The sequence below is a fragment of the Rhodococcus sp. 24CO genome, from assembly GCF_050586165.1.
Classification (GTDB): Bacteria; Actinomycetota; Actinomycetes; order Mycobacteriales; family Mycobacteriaceae; genus Rhodococcus_F.
The window spans coordinates 1-14470 of sequence record NZ_JAZFNF010000031.1 but is presented as its reverse complement, the minus strand read 5'-3'; the positions used below and the strand labels follow the sequence as shown (position 1 = coordinate 14470).

Here is a 14470-nt window from a genome sequence, read left to right as displayed (position 1 = left end):
CCTATTACTCTCAACTATCGATTCTCCAGCCGGAGATGTCGCCAGCATAGGAGCGGCAAGAAACCCGGCACGGTTCAATCCGTCAGGAAGTTCAGGCCGGACACTTGAACTACTAGGGCAGGCGTCGCCGATTTTTTGCGCCCGCACTTGGCTTCTCCGGTGCTTCTTCGTCTTCTGACGGGTCCGGGATTTCGTGTGGGCGGTAGTTGGGTAGGCGGGTGGCGGGGATGATCGCGGTTGCGCTGATGGCAGCGAGGATGAGCAGGCCCAGTTTGAGGGTGTTCAGTCGGGCGTCCTCGTTGACGGCGATGGCGGTGTCGATTTGCTCGGCCGTCGCGTCGGTGGTGTCGAGGAGTTCGCGGATTTGGTCGTTGCTGACGAAGTTGACGTTGTCGAGATCGACTTGCGCTACAAGGGATTCGGGGAGATCGACATTACTGACGACAGCTTGACCGACGCTGAAGCTCAAGATCGTGACCAGAAGGGCACCGGCCAGTGCGGTGCCGACCGCGGAAGCGAGGTTCTGGGTAGTACCACGGATGGACCCGACGTCTCCAGCGAGTTCCTTGGGGGCCGAGGTGACGAGGACGTTGAAGACGAGGGTGACGAGTGCGCCTTGGCCGATGCCGAACACGATCAGGCCCGCGATGGTGGGGATGGTCTCCCAGTTGTTGGTGACGACGTAGGCGAGCCAGACGAGCGCGACAGTGGTGAGGGTGAACGAGAATACGCCGATGGTGCGGGGGCTGTAACGCTTGTAGAAGCGGACAACCAGTGTCGCGGTGACGAATACGGTCAGGTTGAACGGCATCATCGCCAGGGCCGTGTCGAATGGTGTTCGTCCCTGAACGATCTGGATGTAGAGGGGGACGGTGAAGTTCAGTGCTGCCTCGAGTGCGACGACGATCAACATGGCATACACGGCCGCGCGCTCGCGTGAGCTTCCCAGTACGGAGAGGTCGACGAGGGGGACTTTTCCTTCACGGATTCTGCGGCGGGTCCAGGTGAAGAAAGCTTGACCCAGCATCACTCCGACAAGGATGAAGATGGGAGCAGGTGAAAGCCCGAGGAGGTCGAACGGGGCGTCCGGGGACGCGAAGAAGACTCCCCACCCGTTGAGGTTGTTGAAGCCGAGGGTGAGTAGGACGACACCCGCACCGATGAGGGCTGCCGCGATGAGGTCGATCTTGATTCCGGCATGCCCGCGATCGGAGCGCAGGGTGAAACTGAGTGCGAAGACGAGGACTGCGAGGACGAGGACGATACCGAATACCGGGCGCCATCCGACGAGGGTGCCGAGAGCGCCGCCGACGAAGAACGCGCTCAATCCGGACACTGCCCGTGCCGATCCCAGGGATCCGATAGCGGTGGCTTGTTGTGCTCCTCGGTAGTTTTCGGCGATCAACGCGACCAGTGACGGCACGATGATCGCGGCGGAGGCGCCGGCGACGGCTTGGCCGGCGATGGCCCATCCGATGGACGGGGCGAGGATCATCATCAGTGCCGAGCACGCGAAGGTGGCGACGACGACACGGAAGATCACGACCCACCCGATGCGTTGACCGAGTTTGGCGCCGACCATCACCAACGCCGCCACTGCCAGGCCGTAGACGACGATGGTCGTGCTTGCGACGGTCGGTGCGACGCCGAAGTCCTCGACCATGCCACCGAGGGAGACGGGGAGTGCGGCGACATTGAAGGACATCAGAATCTGGGCGAAGAACAAGCCGACAGCGATGTGAGTGATAGCCGAGAATTTGGCCGGATTCGATGTCGATCCAGATTCGTAGCGGGTGCAGTGTGGGGGGAGTCGGGGTCAGTTCGACTGTCCAGGAACGCCGTCCGGCGAATTCGGCTTCGTCTACTTCGCTTGTGGGCAGGTTGAAGACGTCGCTTGTCCTGTCGGTGGCAGTTCTGCGCCGTAGTAGGAACTTGTTGACATCTAGACAGGGGAGATGGCCTGGAGAACAGGTGCGGGGGGGTTGCGCGTCGGCGGTGAAATCCCACGCTTTATCGCCGTTGGTGACGAAGATCAGCCGTCCGTCCTCGTGTTCGATGCAGAGCTGATCACCGTCCCGCCATACTCGGCAGCCGTCCCTTGCCTGCGCCGATGTCGGGGGAGTTCCGGGCGTTGGGGTCAGCGCTGCGCCCTCTGGGTCTCCGTTCGTCCGGATTTCGCGGATGACGCGGCGCAGGGCAGTTTCGGGGGCTCGGTGAGCTGTCAGAACCTCGAGCTATGCCGTCACCCCAAAAGCCTAGGACTCAGGCCTGGGGGGTTCGCGACTTCATTGAAATTCATGACCACGGACGCAGGGGCCTCGCTGACCGTCCCCAGAGGTGACGCCCCGCGGGGCGTGGAGCTTCTTTTCGGACCATCGTGGGTCCGCGTTCACGTTCGTGAGCTCGGTGCTCTCGAGACCAACAAGTTGGACTGATGGATGGCCAGAGAGCGACTTCCAGCCAAGGACATACACGCATTACATTGGGTTTCGGTTTTGTGACGCCCACCGCGATCAGAAGGTTCCTGGATGCGTTGCCACGCACCTCCGCGCACCCAGCGAGCGAAGACCGCGTATACAGTCATCGGCGGCGGGTACTCCGCCGGTAGCTGCCGCCACGCGATACCACCCCGAACCAGGTAGAAGATGGCATCCAGAATCAGTCGGCGGCAATGCTTCTCGGGCCTGCCGCGCGACCTGCCGTGTTGCCCGGCGGCGGCAGCAACGGTTCCAGGATCGCCCACTGCGCGTCGGTCAGCGACGACGACGGATACACCGCGCAGCAATGCCCGCGCGACGGATGGGGCGGGCACGACGGGCACAGCGAGATCGGCGATGATGGCATTCGTGGACTCCTGGGCACGGGCAGCGACATTGGTAATCACTGACCAAACCAGGAGCCCACCCATCGTTCTACACCGCAGCACCGCCCACGATCACGAGTTCTCAAACACGTTCCGAACAGCGTAGATACGCCAATCTCGGAGCGGACACTCCGGACGTGAGCAAACCCCGGATGGGAGGTGCCCGCCGCCGCGAAGCTGACGCCGACCTCAACGCTGCGGCAGGACTGGTCGCCGACGAACTATCTCGGCACCCGGAGCAGTTCCATCGTTCGATCAACGACCGGTTCCGCGCCGCCCTCGACTGCGGGGCACACGCCATCGACAACGGCACCGCTAAGAGCACACTCGATCGGTGGATAGCGGCCACAACAGCAGCCAACGGCATAAATCCGTGACCGCGCCCGACGCTCTTCTGGCGCGAATCTTAGCTTCGCGGTCCCGATTACTGGTAGCCCGAGATCTACTCCCGAACATAATGTCCTCGAGGTTAATGTCCGAATAGCCTCTCTTGCAAGCCATTCGAGCCTCTACCTGACATAGGACAGATCTATCGGCGTTGGAGCTAGAGCCGGTTGGGCATCACCAAACCTGCGCCCTAACGACGCGCCTGTGACCTGATACGCCCCGAAACTTCCGCAGTGCTCAGGGCGCGTATGCCGCAGCTGTCGCAGCGGTGTCCTCGAAAAGGTGCATACGCGTGATCTTTCCGTCCGTCACGGTCAGCCGCAGGGCGACATCGGTATGGAAGGGTCGGCCGGTGGGAACTGCGACATGGTCAAAGCTGCCGAAGATGACTGCGTTCTCGCCGTCCGCGACGACAGCCTCGACCGAGACGACGCTCTTGCCGGGTTCGACTGCAGCCCAAAGGGATCGAAAATACTCCGGCACTTCGCTGTTGCGTGTCCGCTTGCCCACCCACGATGCCAAATCCGGGTTTCCGGGAACGAACCAGTCGATCTTGTCGGCGAAGAGCTCGCCCAGGCCTTCGGCGTCCTGTGCGCCGAGACGCTGCAGGAAGGCGGTGGTGGTCTCTGCGGTGGTGTTCATGAGTGCCCTTTCTCGAGCTGCTGGTGGTGTGGTGTCGCCACTTCTGTAGTGATCGATACAGAACGGTATCACATCTGTAGTGATCGTTATACAATCGGTGAATGGGCCGACCACGAAGCTTCGATAGAGACGCCGCCTTGGATACGGCGATGCGCCTGTTCTGGGAGCGCGGATACGAACAGACCTCGATCAGCGATCTCACCCGGGAGCTTGAGATTTCGGCGCCGAGTCTGTACGCGGCGTTCGTGGACAAGCGAACACTGTTCGAGGAGGTAGTAGCGCGTTACGAAGCCAGTCCGGAGTCGGTGACCACAGCCGGGCTCGCCGGGACGAATGCACGCGAGGTGCTCAAAGCGATGTTCGACCGCGCGTCGGAGGAGTATCCGAGCGCGGCGCATCCGTGTGGATGTCTGGTCAACACCGAGCCCGGGTTGAGCGCGAACCGCACCCAGAACCGCGAGATCACAGCCGCCCGGCTGCGAGAAGTGACCGTGGACGGCGAGGCTGTCCCAGACGCGGAGACGCTGGCGGCGTTCACCCATGTTTTGCTCGTCGGTTTGTCGTCCTACGCCCGCGACGGCGCCGACGAACAGCAACTGCGCCGCGTGACTGAACTTGCTTTACGCGTAACTGGGCCATGAACTGGCCGCCATCGAAGTGGCACTGTCACGTTGTTGAACGCGGCAAACTGGGCGAATGTGGAATGACCACCCCGATCCTGTCGTACAAAGGTCACCGCTACCCGGTCGAGATGATCAACCACTGCGTGTGGCTCTACTTCCGGTTCCCGCTCAGTCTCCGTGAAAGTCGAGGAACTCATGCTCGAACGCGGTGTCGTGGTGAGTTACGAGACGATCCAAAAGGTGGTGTGCGAAGTTTCGGGCAGGCCTACGCAAACCAGTTGCGTCGACGGCGGTCCAGGCCCGGCGACAAAGTGGCACCTTGACGAGGTTTGCATCCGAATCAATGGCCGCCAACATTATCTGTGGCGGGCGGTCGACCAGGACGGCAACCGTTCTCGACGTGCTGGTCCAGGCCTACCGAAACGCGTTGATGGCCAAGAAGTTCTTCCGCAATCTGCTCAAGGGCTTGCAGTATGTTCCGCGGGTGATCGTTACCGACAAGCTGGTCAGCTACAGCGTCGCTCACCGCGAGATGCTGGCCTCGGTCGAGCATCGCCGGTCCAAGTATTTGAACAACCGGGCCGAGAATTCCCATCAGCCGACCAGACAACGCGAGCGGGCGACGAAACGATTCACATCACCCGGACATGCGCAACGCTTCCTCTCTGCTTTCTCGGGTATCTCACCGCATTTCCGGCCCACCCGGCACAGACTCTCGGCGCCCGAATGGCGTACCGAGATGGCGGACCGTTTCGCGGTCTGGCAGAAGGTCACCGCGACCGATGTTGCCGCCTGAAAGGCAAACAACCCGACGGTGTTCCATCTCGACATCTCAACAATCGACTGTGTCGCGACACTTTTCAATCAACGTGACAGCGCCACCACGACACCGCGTTCGAGCATGAGTTCCTCGACTTCACGGAAGCTGAGCGGGAACCGGAAGTAAATCCACACGCAGTGGTTGATGATCTCGACCGGGTAGCAGTGGCCTTTGTACGACGGCGTTGCGGTGGTCATTCCACATTCTCCCAGTTTGTCGGGTCCAGCAAGGTGACAGTGCCATCCGGAGTTCGTGTCGGGTTGTCGACCGTGGTTCTGTAGGAGCGAGAAGAACGATTCCGTCGCATCGCAGGAACCGCTGGTTTTGCGCCTCTGGGGGGAACCGGGATTCGGGGTTCTTCTGCCCGATTGTCAAGGCAGCGCATCGTAGTTTGGTCATCTCGCTCGGTATTGTGGACGCCGACGTTAGGCGATGTGGAATCAAGTTCCGTGAATGGATTGGATATGGAATGTTTTTCCGTCGTTCACTTGGGCGGCCCCAACGATTAAGGACGGCCGCCTAGATTTTTGGGCATGCCGGACACACGAGTGAGTGATCAACTGCGGGTACCTCAGACGGCGGTGCTCGAAGAGATCAGGATGCGATCGTCGGCTCTATCGGCGGCGGAGCAGCGCGTGAGTCGTTTCGTCTTGTCGAATCCCGCTAGGGTCATGCAGATTTCGGTGAGCGATCTGGCTGCCGCGTCGGAAACGTCCGTGGGTACGGTGGTCAGATTCTGTCAACGGTTGGGCCTGCGCGGGTATCAGGATCTCAAGCTCAGTATCGCCCGTGAGGTTGCACCGGATTCCACTCACTTGCCGGAGGAGGTGAAGATCGATGATTCTGCAGAGGATATTCTGCGGAAAGTGCTGCACAGTAGTGGCTCTGCGCTCATCAGTTCCAGTTCGTCGATCAGTGCCATCGAAACCGAGGCGATAGTCGACAAGCTTATCCGGGCACGCAGAATTATTTTCGCCGCTGTGGGCACTTCAGCGCCGCTGGCTGCCGACATCGCTTACCGACTCACCACTCTCGGGCTGGACGCAACCTTCAACCCTGACACACACGTCCAGCATGTGACGGCGAGAATGCTCACCCCGGACGACGTGTGTTTTGCCATCAGTCACACAGGCTCCACCGTCGAAACCCTCACGACCATGCGCGCTGCCGCCGCCGCCGGTGCAACCACGGTGGCGGTCACCAGCTTTGTTTCCTCGCCGCTGACCGACATCGTCTCCCATCGACTCGTTGCAGGAAGCAAGGAAACCAGATATCGCGTCGAGGCTATGGCCAGCAGGATCGTTCACCTGGCCGTTCTCGACGCCTTGTACGTTGCGATCACTCTTCGGCACGAACCTGCCCGTCACGCAGTCGAGATGGCCGGCGACGTCGTCACCGAACATCGGATCTGAATTCGGCACTCGCACCCAACCCCACATACACCCGCAAAACCAGCCCACATCAAGGAGTACGACCATGCGTGGTCGAGTCATGTCCGAAACCGGGATACCCCGGCCCGGGGTACTTGTCAGTGACGGTGTCACAGTCACGTCAACTCTTCACGACGGTAGCTTCAGTCTGATTCCGAAGGGGCCGTTCGTCTTCGTCACCCGCCCCGCGGGTACCAGTTGCCAACAGTGGTTCGTGCCTTCTGCGACAGAAGAATTCACGTTCATTCTTCGGCCGGGCGAGGACCTGTTCCCGCACAAGTTCATTCACATCGGATACCCACGTCGGGCGCGGACCATACTATCCGCAACCAACGCAGCTCGGATCCGGGCCCTTGTTCTCCCAGTTTCTCGGACGTGTCGCCGAAACCGTTCCGGACCTCTCGTCGGTGGTTGCCACCGGTGACCTAACCGACCGAGGAATCGACAACGAGTACGCGGAGCTTCGCGTCGCCGTGGAATCCAGTCCGCTGCCGATTCATCTGCTCCCTGGCAATCACGATCACATGGGTGGTTCGCTCACCGGTGTCCTCAGCCGCAACAACTACGCCATCCATACTGCGGATCCGAGTGCCTATGAACGCAATCTCGGGCCGCGGTGGTATTCGTTCGACATGCCCGGGCTACACGTCATCGCGCTCGATTGGCACACCCACGAACTGGGAATCGATCACGAAGTGCAGGATGCGTGGATCAAGGCCGATCTCGAATCCATCCCAACCGGTACGCCGTGGATCCTACTGAGCCACGACCAGCCATGGCACTCGATTCTCGGCGGACTCCCACACCAGCCGATAGCGACGTTCTTCGGCCACCGACATACTTCCCGCGTGGTGAAGGTCGGCACGACACTGCACGTCAACACGCCCACCCCTTTGTTCGCGGGACTGGACTTCAGTCCTCCCTCGTTCCGAGTGGTGCGATGGGACGGCGAGGAGATATCACTCGATACCCGCACCATGGCTCGAAATGGTCTCGAGCGCAGCACCTTCAGCCTTCCTTCCATCTCCTCGCTCGTCTCCGCTCCTACACAGACGTCAGCGCTAGCGCGATGGCGAGCGCAGTTGGGTGGAGCCGCACACACCGCGCCTGTGCTCGTGTCCGGCGACATGGTGATCGCCTCCGTCAAAGACGAAGACCGCGCATATGGTGCGATCGAGGCACTCGATCTCCTCAGCGGAGCTCTCCGATGGCGTGCGGAACTGAACTCCTCCGTCAAGAGCACCCCGGCGCGGCACGGCAACACCCTGATCGCCGTGGAAGTCTCTGGAGACGTCGTTGCGCTCGACCTCGGAACCGGCCGAGGGATCTGGCGCAATCCGTCGCCGGACCCTTTGTGGCTGTTCGCCTTTGCCGATCCGTTGATTCACGAAGGAACTGTTGTCGTCGGAGACATGTCGCACCTGCGGGGACTCGACGCAGATTCCGGTCGAGTGATATGGGGGCGTACTGACCTGTCTCCCTATCAGAGTTTCGTTGATCGTGCTGCGCCGGTAATGACCGGACGTACAGTGGTCGTCGGTAGCTGGCCCAGCCCGGAATCGCTTGTCGGTCTGGATAGTCGGCAGCGGGAGCGGGCGATGAAACGCTTCACCTCCGCCGGGCACGCGCAACGCTTTCTGTCTGCCTTCTCGGGCATTTCACCACATTTCCGGCCCGGCCGACACCGGCTCGCGGCGCCCGAATGGCGTACCGAGATGGCCGGCCGCTTCGCTGTCTGGCAAGAAGTCACCGCGACCGCCGCCTGAAAATGAACTGTCCGACGGTTCCCGGTCGCAAACTATCCCAAACTAGATGTGCCGCTCTACTTTTCGATTAACGTGACAGTGCTGGCGGAACCGCGTGCGTTGGGATCGACGCTCGCGCTGGCCGTGTCGGTCGATCGACGGACGTCTCCGGTGGTCCTGTCTTCCATTGCCGCAACAGGATGATGCCCCGACCGCAGAGGCGGTCGGGGCATCATCCGTCATGTGGTTAGCAGCGGTAGCCGGTGTAGCCCTGGCTCTCCCACGGGTAGATCGAGAGCCGGAAGGCTGAGCACCAGCCGCGGTTCGTGTACTGCTGTGCGAACCAGCGATGCCCCTGAACGAGAGCGACATAGCTCGCCTTGATCTGCCACGGGGTGGCCGCAGGCAACGCCGGCGCCCGCCCCTGCGCCATCGCGGCGGTCTCGCTCTTGCTCAGGTAGACCGTGCACCGTCCGCCCCCGCACTGGGTGCTGACCGCGTTTGCGGTCGCGGACGAGGTGGCCATCACCCCGAGCACGACAGCGAAGGCGGCGACCATCAATGCCATGACCCGCTGCACCCGCCGTCGTACCGGTACTGACCCACGGGCCTCGCCCGAGGTGACGAGCTTCGTTGTGCCCATTGTCATCTCCTGTCTTGTGCGGCCTCCGCTGTTCGGTGTGGCCTCGTGCAGGAAGAGACATCTCGGCACGCACAACTGTTCGCGGCGCCGGTGACTACCCCGTGACGAGCGGAAACTCGATCTCGGTCAGCGGAGGCTTGTCAGCTCCCGGTAGACGTGGGCCGCGGCCTCGGCATTGGCCGAAAAGTACTCCACTTGGGCCTGCCGGCCCTGCTCGATCTGAATCCCATTGTTGTCAGCTGTGATCCGATTGACCAGATTAGCTGGGTCGCATCCGGCGTACTGATTTCCGGGAGCTACGACACGAACGTTGATCCTGCTGCCGGACAGTGTCTCGGTGATGGAGTTCTGCAGCGCGGTCTTCACCGCGAGATCCGCTCCGCCTCCGATCAGGACCTCGCCTCCGCAGTAGCAGTGGAAGGCCACTGCATGCTGAAAACGGCGCTGCAGGATCGTGTTCAGCAACGGAAAGCTGCGTTCGGAGATGTCTTGTGAGGTGATGTGCCACTTCGCGAACGCACCTCCGCCTCGGTGCCATCCTTTGCACATCCACGCGCTGGCACGATCCTGGCCCAGGACCCGGGCCACATACTCCGCCTGGTGGTCGGTGTGTCGTTCCATGGCGCCGCAGTGAGGCGCAACGGTGATCAGGGACGGGTGCGCGGCTAGCTCGACGAGGTGCTCGATGAATTCGCTTCGATTCCGTGCTTCATTCTCATCGACCGCGTCTCGGATCACCCGGAGGTCGATGAAGGCCTCGATATCGGCGGGAGTGCCCAGCCGGGACAGTCCCGGCTGGGGTCAGGAAGACCTCGTCGAGGTGATCGTGCAGGGGGACTCGACAAGGGTGAACAATGCGGTGGACCCGCATGCAGTAATCCGTACCTGTTGTCCAGACGCCGCTCCGAGCTCGGCGATCAGTGCCGGCTCCGCTGGAGTGCTGTACGGAGAGGTCTGAGCTTCGCGCAAGGTGACGGGCCGATTTCCGTCGGCGGATCGCGGCGGTGCAGCGGGTCGGCCGCCACTGCCATGGTTGGAGGATGCTTTCATCGTCACCTCGTGGCTGCACCATAAGTGATCAGCCCAGTCCAGGTACGGGGGCGTTTACTGGTGCTGGATTGGGAAAGCCAGGAAAGCTTGGCATTGCGCAAGGCTCGGACGGCGTTTTGGTCCTGCCCGAGACCGGCCCAGAAGTGCTTCATGATGGCGGTGGTCGACTCGTCAGGTATCTGAAATAGCCCACCGATGACGGTCGTGGCACCGCGCAGCATCAGTGCCAACGGAAACCCTCCAAGCTCGATTCCGTCCACCGTGATCAGAGAGCTATGGCAGGACGCCAGGACGCACAGTCGTGGTACGTCCCACCGGAGGACGTCGGCGGCAGTCACTATGCTTCCGTCCGGCATTATCTTCGCCTGACCCCAACCTTGCTTGTCCCTTGTGCCGTGGACACCCATGGCGAGGAGTGCAATACAGGAGGTTTCAGCTTCGTGGAGTGTCGCATCGAGTTCGGTAGCCGAGTCCACGCGACGGACGTCGCTGAGGTGCTCGACGATGGAGCGGTACTCGTCCTCGGCGTGCCCAAGCTTCACACTGTCATAGACGGCGAGCGACGGGGCCGTTGATGCGGCCTGTTCGATGTGCATGAGGGAATTGATGCTGGTCAATGATCCGTGCAGGCTGATGACCGCCTTGTCGATCAGGCGTCCGCCCGGAATTGGGAGGTAGTCGAAGGGAATGTGGAAGAACCCGGTGGGCACCACCAGTAGCCGCGCCGGCACTTCCATCGTGACCGTATTGAGCAAGGTCAGCAGTGGTTTGGGGAGCAGCGCTTCCGCGTAGCGGGCCGCATGGGTGAACAGGTCGGCGTCTCCTGGCGAACCGGTGAGCATCTTCTTTGGGACATGTACACGATCGAGGTGCTCGTGCACGGTCGCTCCCGTCGTCCAGGTGAGGCGTCTGTACACGGTGACACGACTGCTCGTGCTGTGGTAGTCGAGGACGCCGGAGAGGGGTAGCAACTGGAGAACAGCGGTGGGTTCGTCGATCGGCCGTTGACGCAGGATTCGCCGTGCCGTCATCGTGTTCAGTAGCTGCGGATCGCACAATGCGCCGAGTGGGCCGAGGATCCGCTCCGCTTCTGTGGTTGCTTGAGCACGGTCGTCGAGGATTGCGGCAGAACGGTCCTCGAGCCTCTCGGCAGAAATCCCACCGTCATTTTCCTCTTCGTCCTCATCGTTGACGGGGGCATCGGGGGCCATTCGGTTACTGTCTGTGACCGCCAGGGCGGCGGCGCGGATAGTGTTCGCGATGGCAGGGTTCGCGACGAGTTCGGCGAGCAGCAGACCTACTCGATCGCGCCGGGTTGCCTCCATGATCAGATCGGCAGCCGCATGATCCCCCAGCGTCACAGAAAGCTCGGCCGCCTCAAAGAATACGGATGCGAACTGGATCGCGATCATCCTGCGATCGACGGTCGTGGAGATGGTCACCATGAGTTCCGCTACACATCCGATCGAACGGAGCAGGCGCTCAAGCTTCATGCCTGATCTCTCTCCGAGAGGAATTGCTGCTGCTGCGGCTTGCCAGACCACCGCCTCGAGCTCCGGATCCAGGCTCACCCCGTTTGGGCGCAGCAGTGGCGCGGCAGTCAGCGCAGCAGCTTCAGCCACTTCCCACGGGGGTGTAGACCCCGACCTTTCGTCGGCGCGGCAGGACCGGAGCCAAAATTCCGCCAGCATCCCGTGCAGATGTGCGTTCTCGGAACCGGTATGGATTGAATCCGTTGCGGTGATCAGGGTCTGGATCCGATCCAACACCGCCGGGCTTGCGACAGTCCCGAATCGAACGGCAGCAACCAGAGCACGCCGTCTTGTATTGAAGCGGAGCGCCTGCTCATTGACACGAAGGAATGTATCCGTCGCGTCCTCAACGTCGGCGCCCTTCTCGACGATCAGTTTGATGCGGGCCCGAGACAGCGATACCGCGAACAGGCCATTGACGGCGAAGTTCTTCCACGCCTCCTCGGCCACATCGAGGAGTTCGAGAACGTAGGCGCGGGTCTCGTCATCGGTGTGCAGTGCGCCCGAGTTGTACAGGTTCAGTGCCAGGTCATAAATGTCGTTGCCGATGTTCGTCAGCTGCCCGTCGCTTCCAGCCCTGTGATAGCCGGCGACAATCGCAAGCATGTCGCTGGCGGTCAGCCCCTCAGGAGCAACGTCGATGCCCAGGTCGCGGCGCGCTCTCCATGAAATACGTTTGCGAAGGAACTCATCCGACCCTGGTAACCCGGACGGCAATGGACTCGAGGTGCCGATCTCCCAGTTCGAGGGCGCCTGGGCCGACTCAGGAAACACGATGCTCGTCGCCGACGACACCGATCCAGACCTGGTTGGCGGTGCTCCTGCGGACGAGACGGCGATGGCGTTGCAGCCGCGGCCGTGGGCGATGGTCGACCTGATCGGGACGTGACCGCACGCCATCAGTCCGGGCACGTCAGAATTGGTGGGAACCTTTCCGCCTCTGGCTGCATCCAACCGGTAGGTGACCTTTTTCGACGGGAGGCGGTAGCGCGATGACCGAACCGGACGTGAGCCTGTGGCATGCTCTCGGCATCTCGGCCGACGACGCCCTCGACCAGGTCCCGGACGACGTCTGGGACTCCGCGCTCGCGCATGCCGTCGACCCGGCCACCCCCGAAGCGGACTCCTCGCTGGTCCCGGACATGGACGACGCCGACCCGGACCCGATCGCCGGCGATCTCGCCGGCCTGCTGCACGATGACCCGGGACCCGGCCACGGCGACGGCATCGATCTCGGCGGCGGCATCGACGACCACGGTTTCGCCGCCCATCATCACGACGGCGACGAGGACATCGACCTCGACGGCAACGGCCTCTGACCAGCTTCGACGCTACGAAATCGCCGCTCCGCGCTGCCCTGCGCGGGGCGGGGCCGCCTGCCGCCCGATACACTTCCCGGCGGCTGAAAGAGCCGATCGAAAAGATCCTGGGGGGATCCTGACGTGACTGATGGGGAATTGCTGGCGCTGTGCCGGCAGGGGCACGAGACCGCGTTCGCGGAGCTGGTCGGCCGCTACCGACACCGCCTGTGGTCGATCTGTTTCCGGGTCGCCGGCAACCGTGAGGACGCCGAAGAGGCTGTCCAGGACACGCTGACCTCGGCGTGGCAGAACCTGCACAAGTTCCGGGGCGAGGCGAAGGTCTCGACCTGGCTCTACCGGATCGCGGCCAACGCGTCGCTGGCCGTGGTGCGCAAGCGCAAGGAGACCATCGCCGACTTCGACGTCATCGAACTCGAAGACCCCGCCCCCCTCACCGCCGACCGGGTCGCCGACGTCGACGCCGTCCGCCGGGCCCTGTCCGAGCTTCCCGAGGACTTCCGCGTCGCGATCGTGCTCCGCGAGTTCGCCGAGATGTCCTACGCCGACATCGCCGAACACCAAGGCATCCCGGTTGCCACCGTCAAGACCCGCATCAACCGGGCCCGCACACAACTGACCGCACTGCTCGCACCCACCAGGACCTCGTAGGCGTGTCGACCGTGCCCGACGACAAAGAGCAGCTGCAACGCGAACTCGCATTCCTCGCCGAGGTCCGCCGCCGCATCCGAGACACAGTGGGCCCGCAGGTGCAGATCCCCACCAGCGCCGTCGACCACGTACTCGACGAGTACAACGCCGCCCGCGCGCGCGAGAACGACGACGACCCGACCGCGCCATGACCATTACGGGCACCGAGTACGACGACGAGATCGACGACTGGCCAAGCCAGATGGGTCGCACACCCATCGGCCCCCCGATCCGGATGCAACTGTCCACCGAAGCGCATCTGGCGCTGAGCGCGGTCGCCGAACCATTCGGGCAGCGCCGCCGCAGCGCCGTCATCCGGGTCGCGCTCGGCCGGATCCTCGCCGACCACACCGACCTGGCCGCGATCGTCCAAGCGCGGGAGCGCAATCGGGCGAGCAGACCCACGTTCCCGCGCAACGTCAATATGCACGTCGACGAAGACCTCGCGCATCGGCTGTCCGATCTCGCCGACGCCCACCACATCACCCGGGCTGAGCTGATCCGCATCGCCGTCGACCGTTTCCTCGTCGAACTCGCCCAACTACGCCTCGCTGGCACCCCGTTCGACCTCGAAACCGCCGTCAACAAAGAAATCTTCAACGGCGAAGCGAACCGCAACCTCCTGATCCGACGCCGACAGCGCCGCGAAGGGGACTGTCTCTAAAACGGTGTTTCGGCCCGACTAGCTGAGTGAATGCTCGGCGAGGAGGTGCCGAGATGACGACA

17 protein-coding genes and 4 pseudogenes are annotated in these 14470 nt (G+C 62.4%); 13 read left to right on the top strand and 8 right to left on the bottom strand.

All coding sequences use genetic code 11. The features are described from left to right. Nucleotides 1-112 precede the first annotated feature (112 nt). A complete protein-coding gene (locus V2B23_RS30025; protein ID WP_430953571.1) occupies nucleotides 113-1738 on the bottom strand; it encodes an MFS transporter in 1626 nt (541 codons plus the stop codon). Nucleotides 1739-2297: 559 nt separating this feature from the next. Here V2B23_RS30025 and V2B23_RS30020 point away from each other — a divergent pair. After that, entirely contained in the window at nucleotides 2298-2435 is a 138-nt protein-coding gene (locus V2B23_RS30020) for a hypothetical protein (protein WP_241896194.1), read from the top strand. Here the strand turns inward: V2B23_RS30020 and V2B23_RS30015 are convergent. After that, entirely contained in the window at nucleotides 2390-2743 is a 354-nt protein-coding gene (locus V2B23_RS30015; protein ID WP_430953570.1) for a transposase, read from the bottom strand. The two genes, V2B23_RS30020 and V2B23_RS30015, sit on opposite strands and share 46 nt — an antisense overlap. After that, nucleotides 2659-2844 (bottom strand): transposase, encoded by a 186-nt coding sequence (locus tag V2B23_RS30010; RefSeq protein ID WP_430953572.1) that lies wholly within the window; start codon nucleotides 2842-2844, stop codon nucleotides 2659-2661. Before V2B23_RS30010 ends, V2B23_RS30015 begins: the two co-directional genes overlap by 85 nt. Nucleotides 2845-3000: 156 nt before the next feature. On the opposite strand from V2B23_RS30010, the gene V2B23_RS30005 reads away from it, so the two are divergent. Further along, nucleotides 3001-3240 (top strand): hypothetical protein, encoded by a 240-nt coding sequence (locus tag V2B23_RS30005; protein WP_125461296.1) that lies wholly within the window; start codon nucleotides 3001-3003, stop codon nucleotides 3238-3240. A 247-nt stretch (nucleotides 3241-3487) separates the two neighbouring features. Here the strand turns inward: V2B23_RS30005 and V2B23_RS30000 are convergent, their stop codons facing one another. Continuing rightward, the gene (locus tag V2B23_RS30000) at nucleotides 3488-3892 is read right to left on the bottom strand and encodes a nuclear transport factor 2 family protein (RefSeq protein WP_007732132.1); all 405 of its coding nucleotides are present in this window, start codon (nucleotides 3890-3892) and stop codon (nucleotides 3488-3490) included. 101 nt (nucleotides 3893-3993) lie between these two features. Here V2B23_RS30000 and V2B23_RS29995 point away from each other — a divergent pair, with 101 nt between their 5' ends. Together V2B23_RS29995 and V2B23_RS29990 are read left to right on the top strand one after the other, a co-directional pair. Beyond that, nucleotides 3994-4533, top strand: a complete 540-nt coding sequence (locus V2B23_RS29995; RefSeq protein WP_430953569.1) for a TetR/AcrR family transcriptional regulator — start codon at nucleotides 3994-3996, stop codon at nucleotides 4531-4533. 62 nt (nucleotides 4534-4595) lie between these two features. Then, nucleotides 4596-5311 (top strand): annotated as a pseudogene (locus tag V2B23_RS29990) (IS6 family transposase). An 80-nt stretch (nucleotides 5312-5391) separates the two neighbouring features. Here V2B23_RS29990 and V2B23_RS29985 read toward each other — a convergent pair. After that, nucleotides 5392-5532: pseudogene (locus tag V2B23_RS29985) on the bottom strand (IS6 family transposase); the annotation flags it as partial. A gap of 336 nt (nucleotides 5533-5868) precedes the next feature. Here V2B23_RS29985 and V2B23_RS29980 point away from each other — a divergent pair. The 3 genes and pseudogenes from V2B23_RS29980 to V2B23_RS29970 form a co-directional block, all read left to right on the top strand. Beyond that, nucleotides 5869-6747: a MurR/RpiR family transcriptional regulator gene (locus V2B23_RS29980; protein WP_430953568.1), complete on the top strand. Its 879-nt coding sequence runs from the start codon at nucleotides 5869-5871 to the stop codon at nucleotides 6745-6747. 239 nt (nucleotides 6748-6986) lie between these two features. Further along, a pseudogene (locus V2B23_RS29975) lies at nucleotides 6987-8336 on the top strand (PQQ-binding-like beta-propeller repeat protein); the annotation flags it as partial. 6 nt (nucleotides 8337-8342) lie between these two features. After that, nucleotides 8343-8531 (top strand): annotated as a pseudogene (locus V2B23_RS29970) (IS6 family transposase); the annotation flags it as partial. A 226-nt stretch (nucleotides 8532-8757) separates the two neighbouring features. Here the strand turns inward: V2B23_RS29970 and V2B23_RS29965 are convergent. Together V2B23_RS29965 and V2B23_RS29960 are read right to left on the bottom strand one after the other, a co-directional pair. Continuing rightward, the gene (locus V2B23_RS29965) at nucleotides 8758-9153 is read right to left on the bottom strand and encodes a hypothetical protein (RefSeq protein ID WP_430953567.1); all 396 of its coding nucleotides are present in this window, start codon (nucleotides 9151-9153) and stop codon (nucleotides 8758-8760) included. A 126-nt stretch (nucleotides 9154-9279) separates the two neighbouring features. Continuing rightward, on the bottom strand, nucleotides 9280-9891 hold the full coding sequence (locus V2B23_RS29960) for a poly-gamma-glutamate hydrolase family protein (protein ID WP_430953566.1): 612 nt from the start codon (nucleotides 9889-9891) through the stop codon (nucleotides 9280-9282). A 10-nt stretch (nucleotides 9892-9901) separates the two neighbouring features. Here V2B23_RS29960 and V2B23_RS29955 point away from each other — a divergent pair, with 10 nt between their 5' ends. Beyond that, the gene (locus V2B23_RS29955; protein ID WP_430953565.1) at nucleotides 9902-10111 is read left to right on the top strand and encodes a hypothetical protein; all 210 of its coding nucleotides are present in this window, start codon (nucleotides 9902-9904) and stop codon (nucleotides 10109-10111) included. Between the two features lie 94 nt (nucleotides 10112-10205). On the opposite strand, the gene V2B23_RS29950 is transcribed toward V2B23_RS29955, so the two are convergent. Then, nucleotides 10206-12341, bottom strand: a complete 2136-nt coding sequence (locus V2B23_RS29950) for a CHAT domain-containing protein (protein ID WP_430953564.1) — start codon at nucleotides 12339-12341, stop codon at nucleotides 10206-10208. 121 nt (nucleotides 12342-12462) lie between these two features. Between V2B23_RS29950 and V2B23_RS29945 the strand changes: the two genes are divergently transcribed. From V2B23_RS29945 to V2B23_RS29925, 5 genes are all read left to right on the top strand, one after another. Beyond that, nucleotides 12463-12624: a hypothetical protein gene (locus V2B23_RS29945; RefSeq protein ID WP_430953563.1), complete on the top strand. Its 162-nt coding sequence runs from the start codon at nucleotides 12463-12465 to the stop codon at nucleotides 12622-12624. Between the two features lie 118 nt (nucleotides 12625-12742). Then, the gene (locus V2B23_RS29940) at nucleotides 12743-13054 is read left to right on the top strand and encodes a hypothetical protein (RefSeq protein WP_430953562.1); all 312 of its coding nucleotides are present in this window, start codon (nucleotides 12743-12745) and stop codon (nucleotides 13052-13054) included. 123 nt (nucleotides 13055-13177) lie between these two features. Continuing rightward, nucleotides 13178-13705 (top strand): RNA polymerase sigma factor, encoded by a 528-nt coding sequence (locus V2B23_RS29935; protein WP_430953561.1) that lies wholly within the window; start codon nucleotides 13178-13180, stop codon nucleotides 13703-13705. Nucleotides 13706-13707: 2 nt separating this feature from the next. Next, nucleotides 13708-13896 carry a hypothetical protein gene (locus V2B23_RS29930; protein ID WP_430953560.1) on the top strand — a complete coding sequence of 63 codons (189 nt, stop codon included), beginning with the start codon at nucleotides 13708-13710 and terminating at the stop codon, nucleotides 13894-13896. Continuing rightward, nucleotides 13893-14408 (top strand): ribbon-helix-helix protein, CopG family, encoded by a 516-nt coding sequence (locus V2B23_RS29925; protein WP_430953559.1) that lies wholly within the window; start codon nucleotides 13893-13895, stop codon nucleotides 14406-14408. The genes V2B23_RS29930 and V2B23_RS29925 overlap by 4 nt, the downstream gene beginning before the upstream one ends. The last annotated feature ends 62 nt before the right edge of the window (nucleotides 14409-14470 follow it).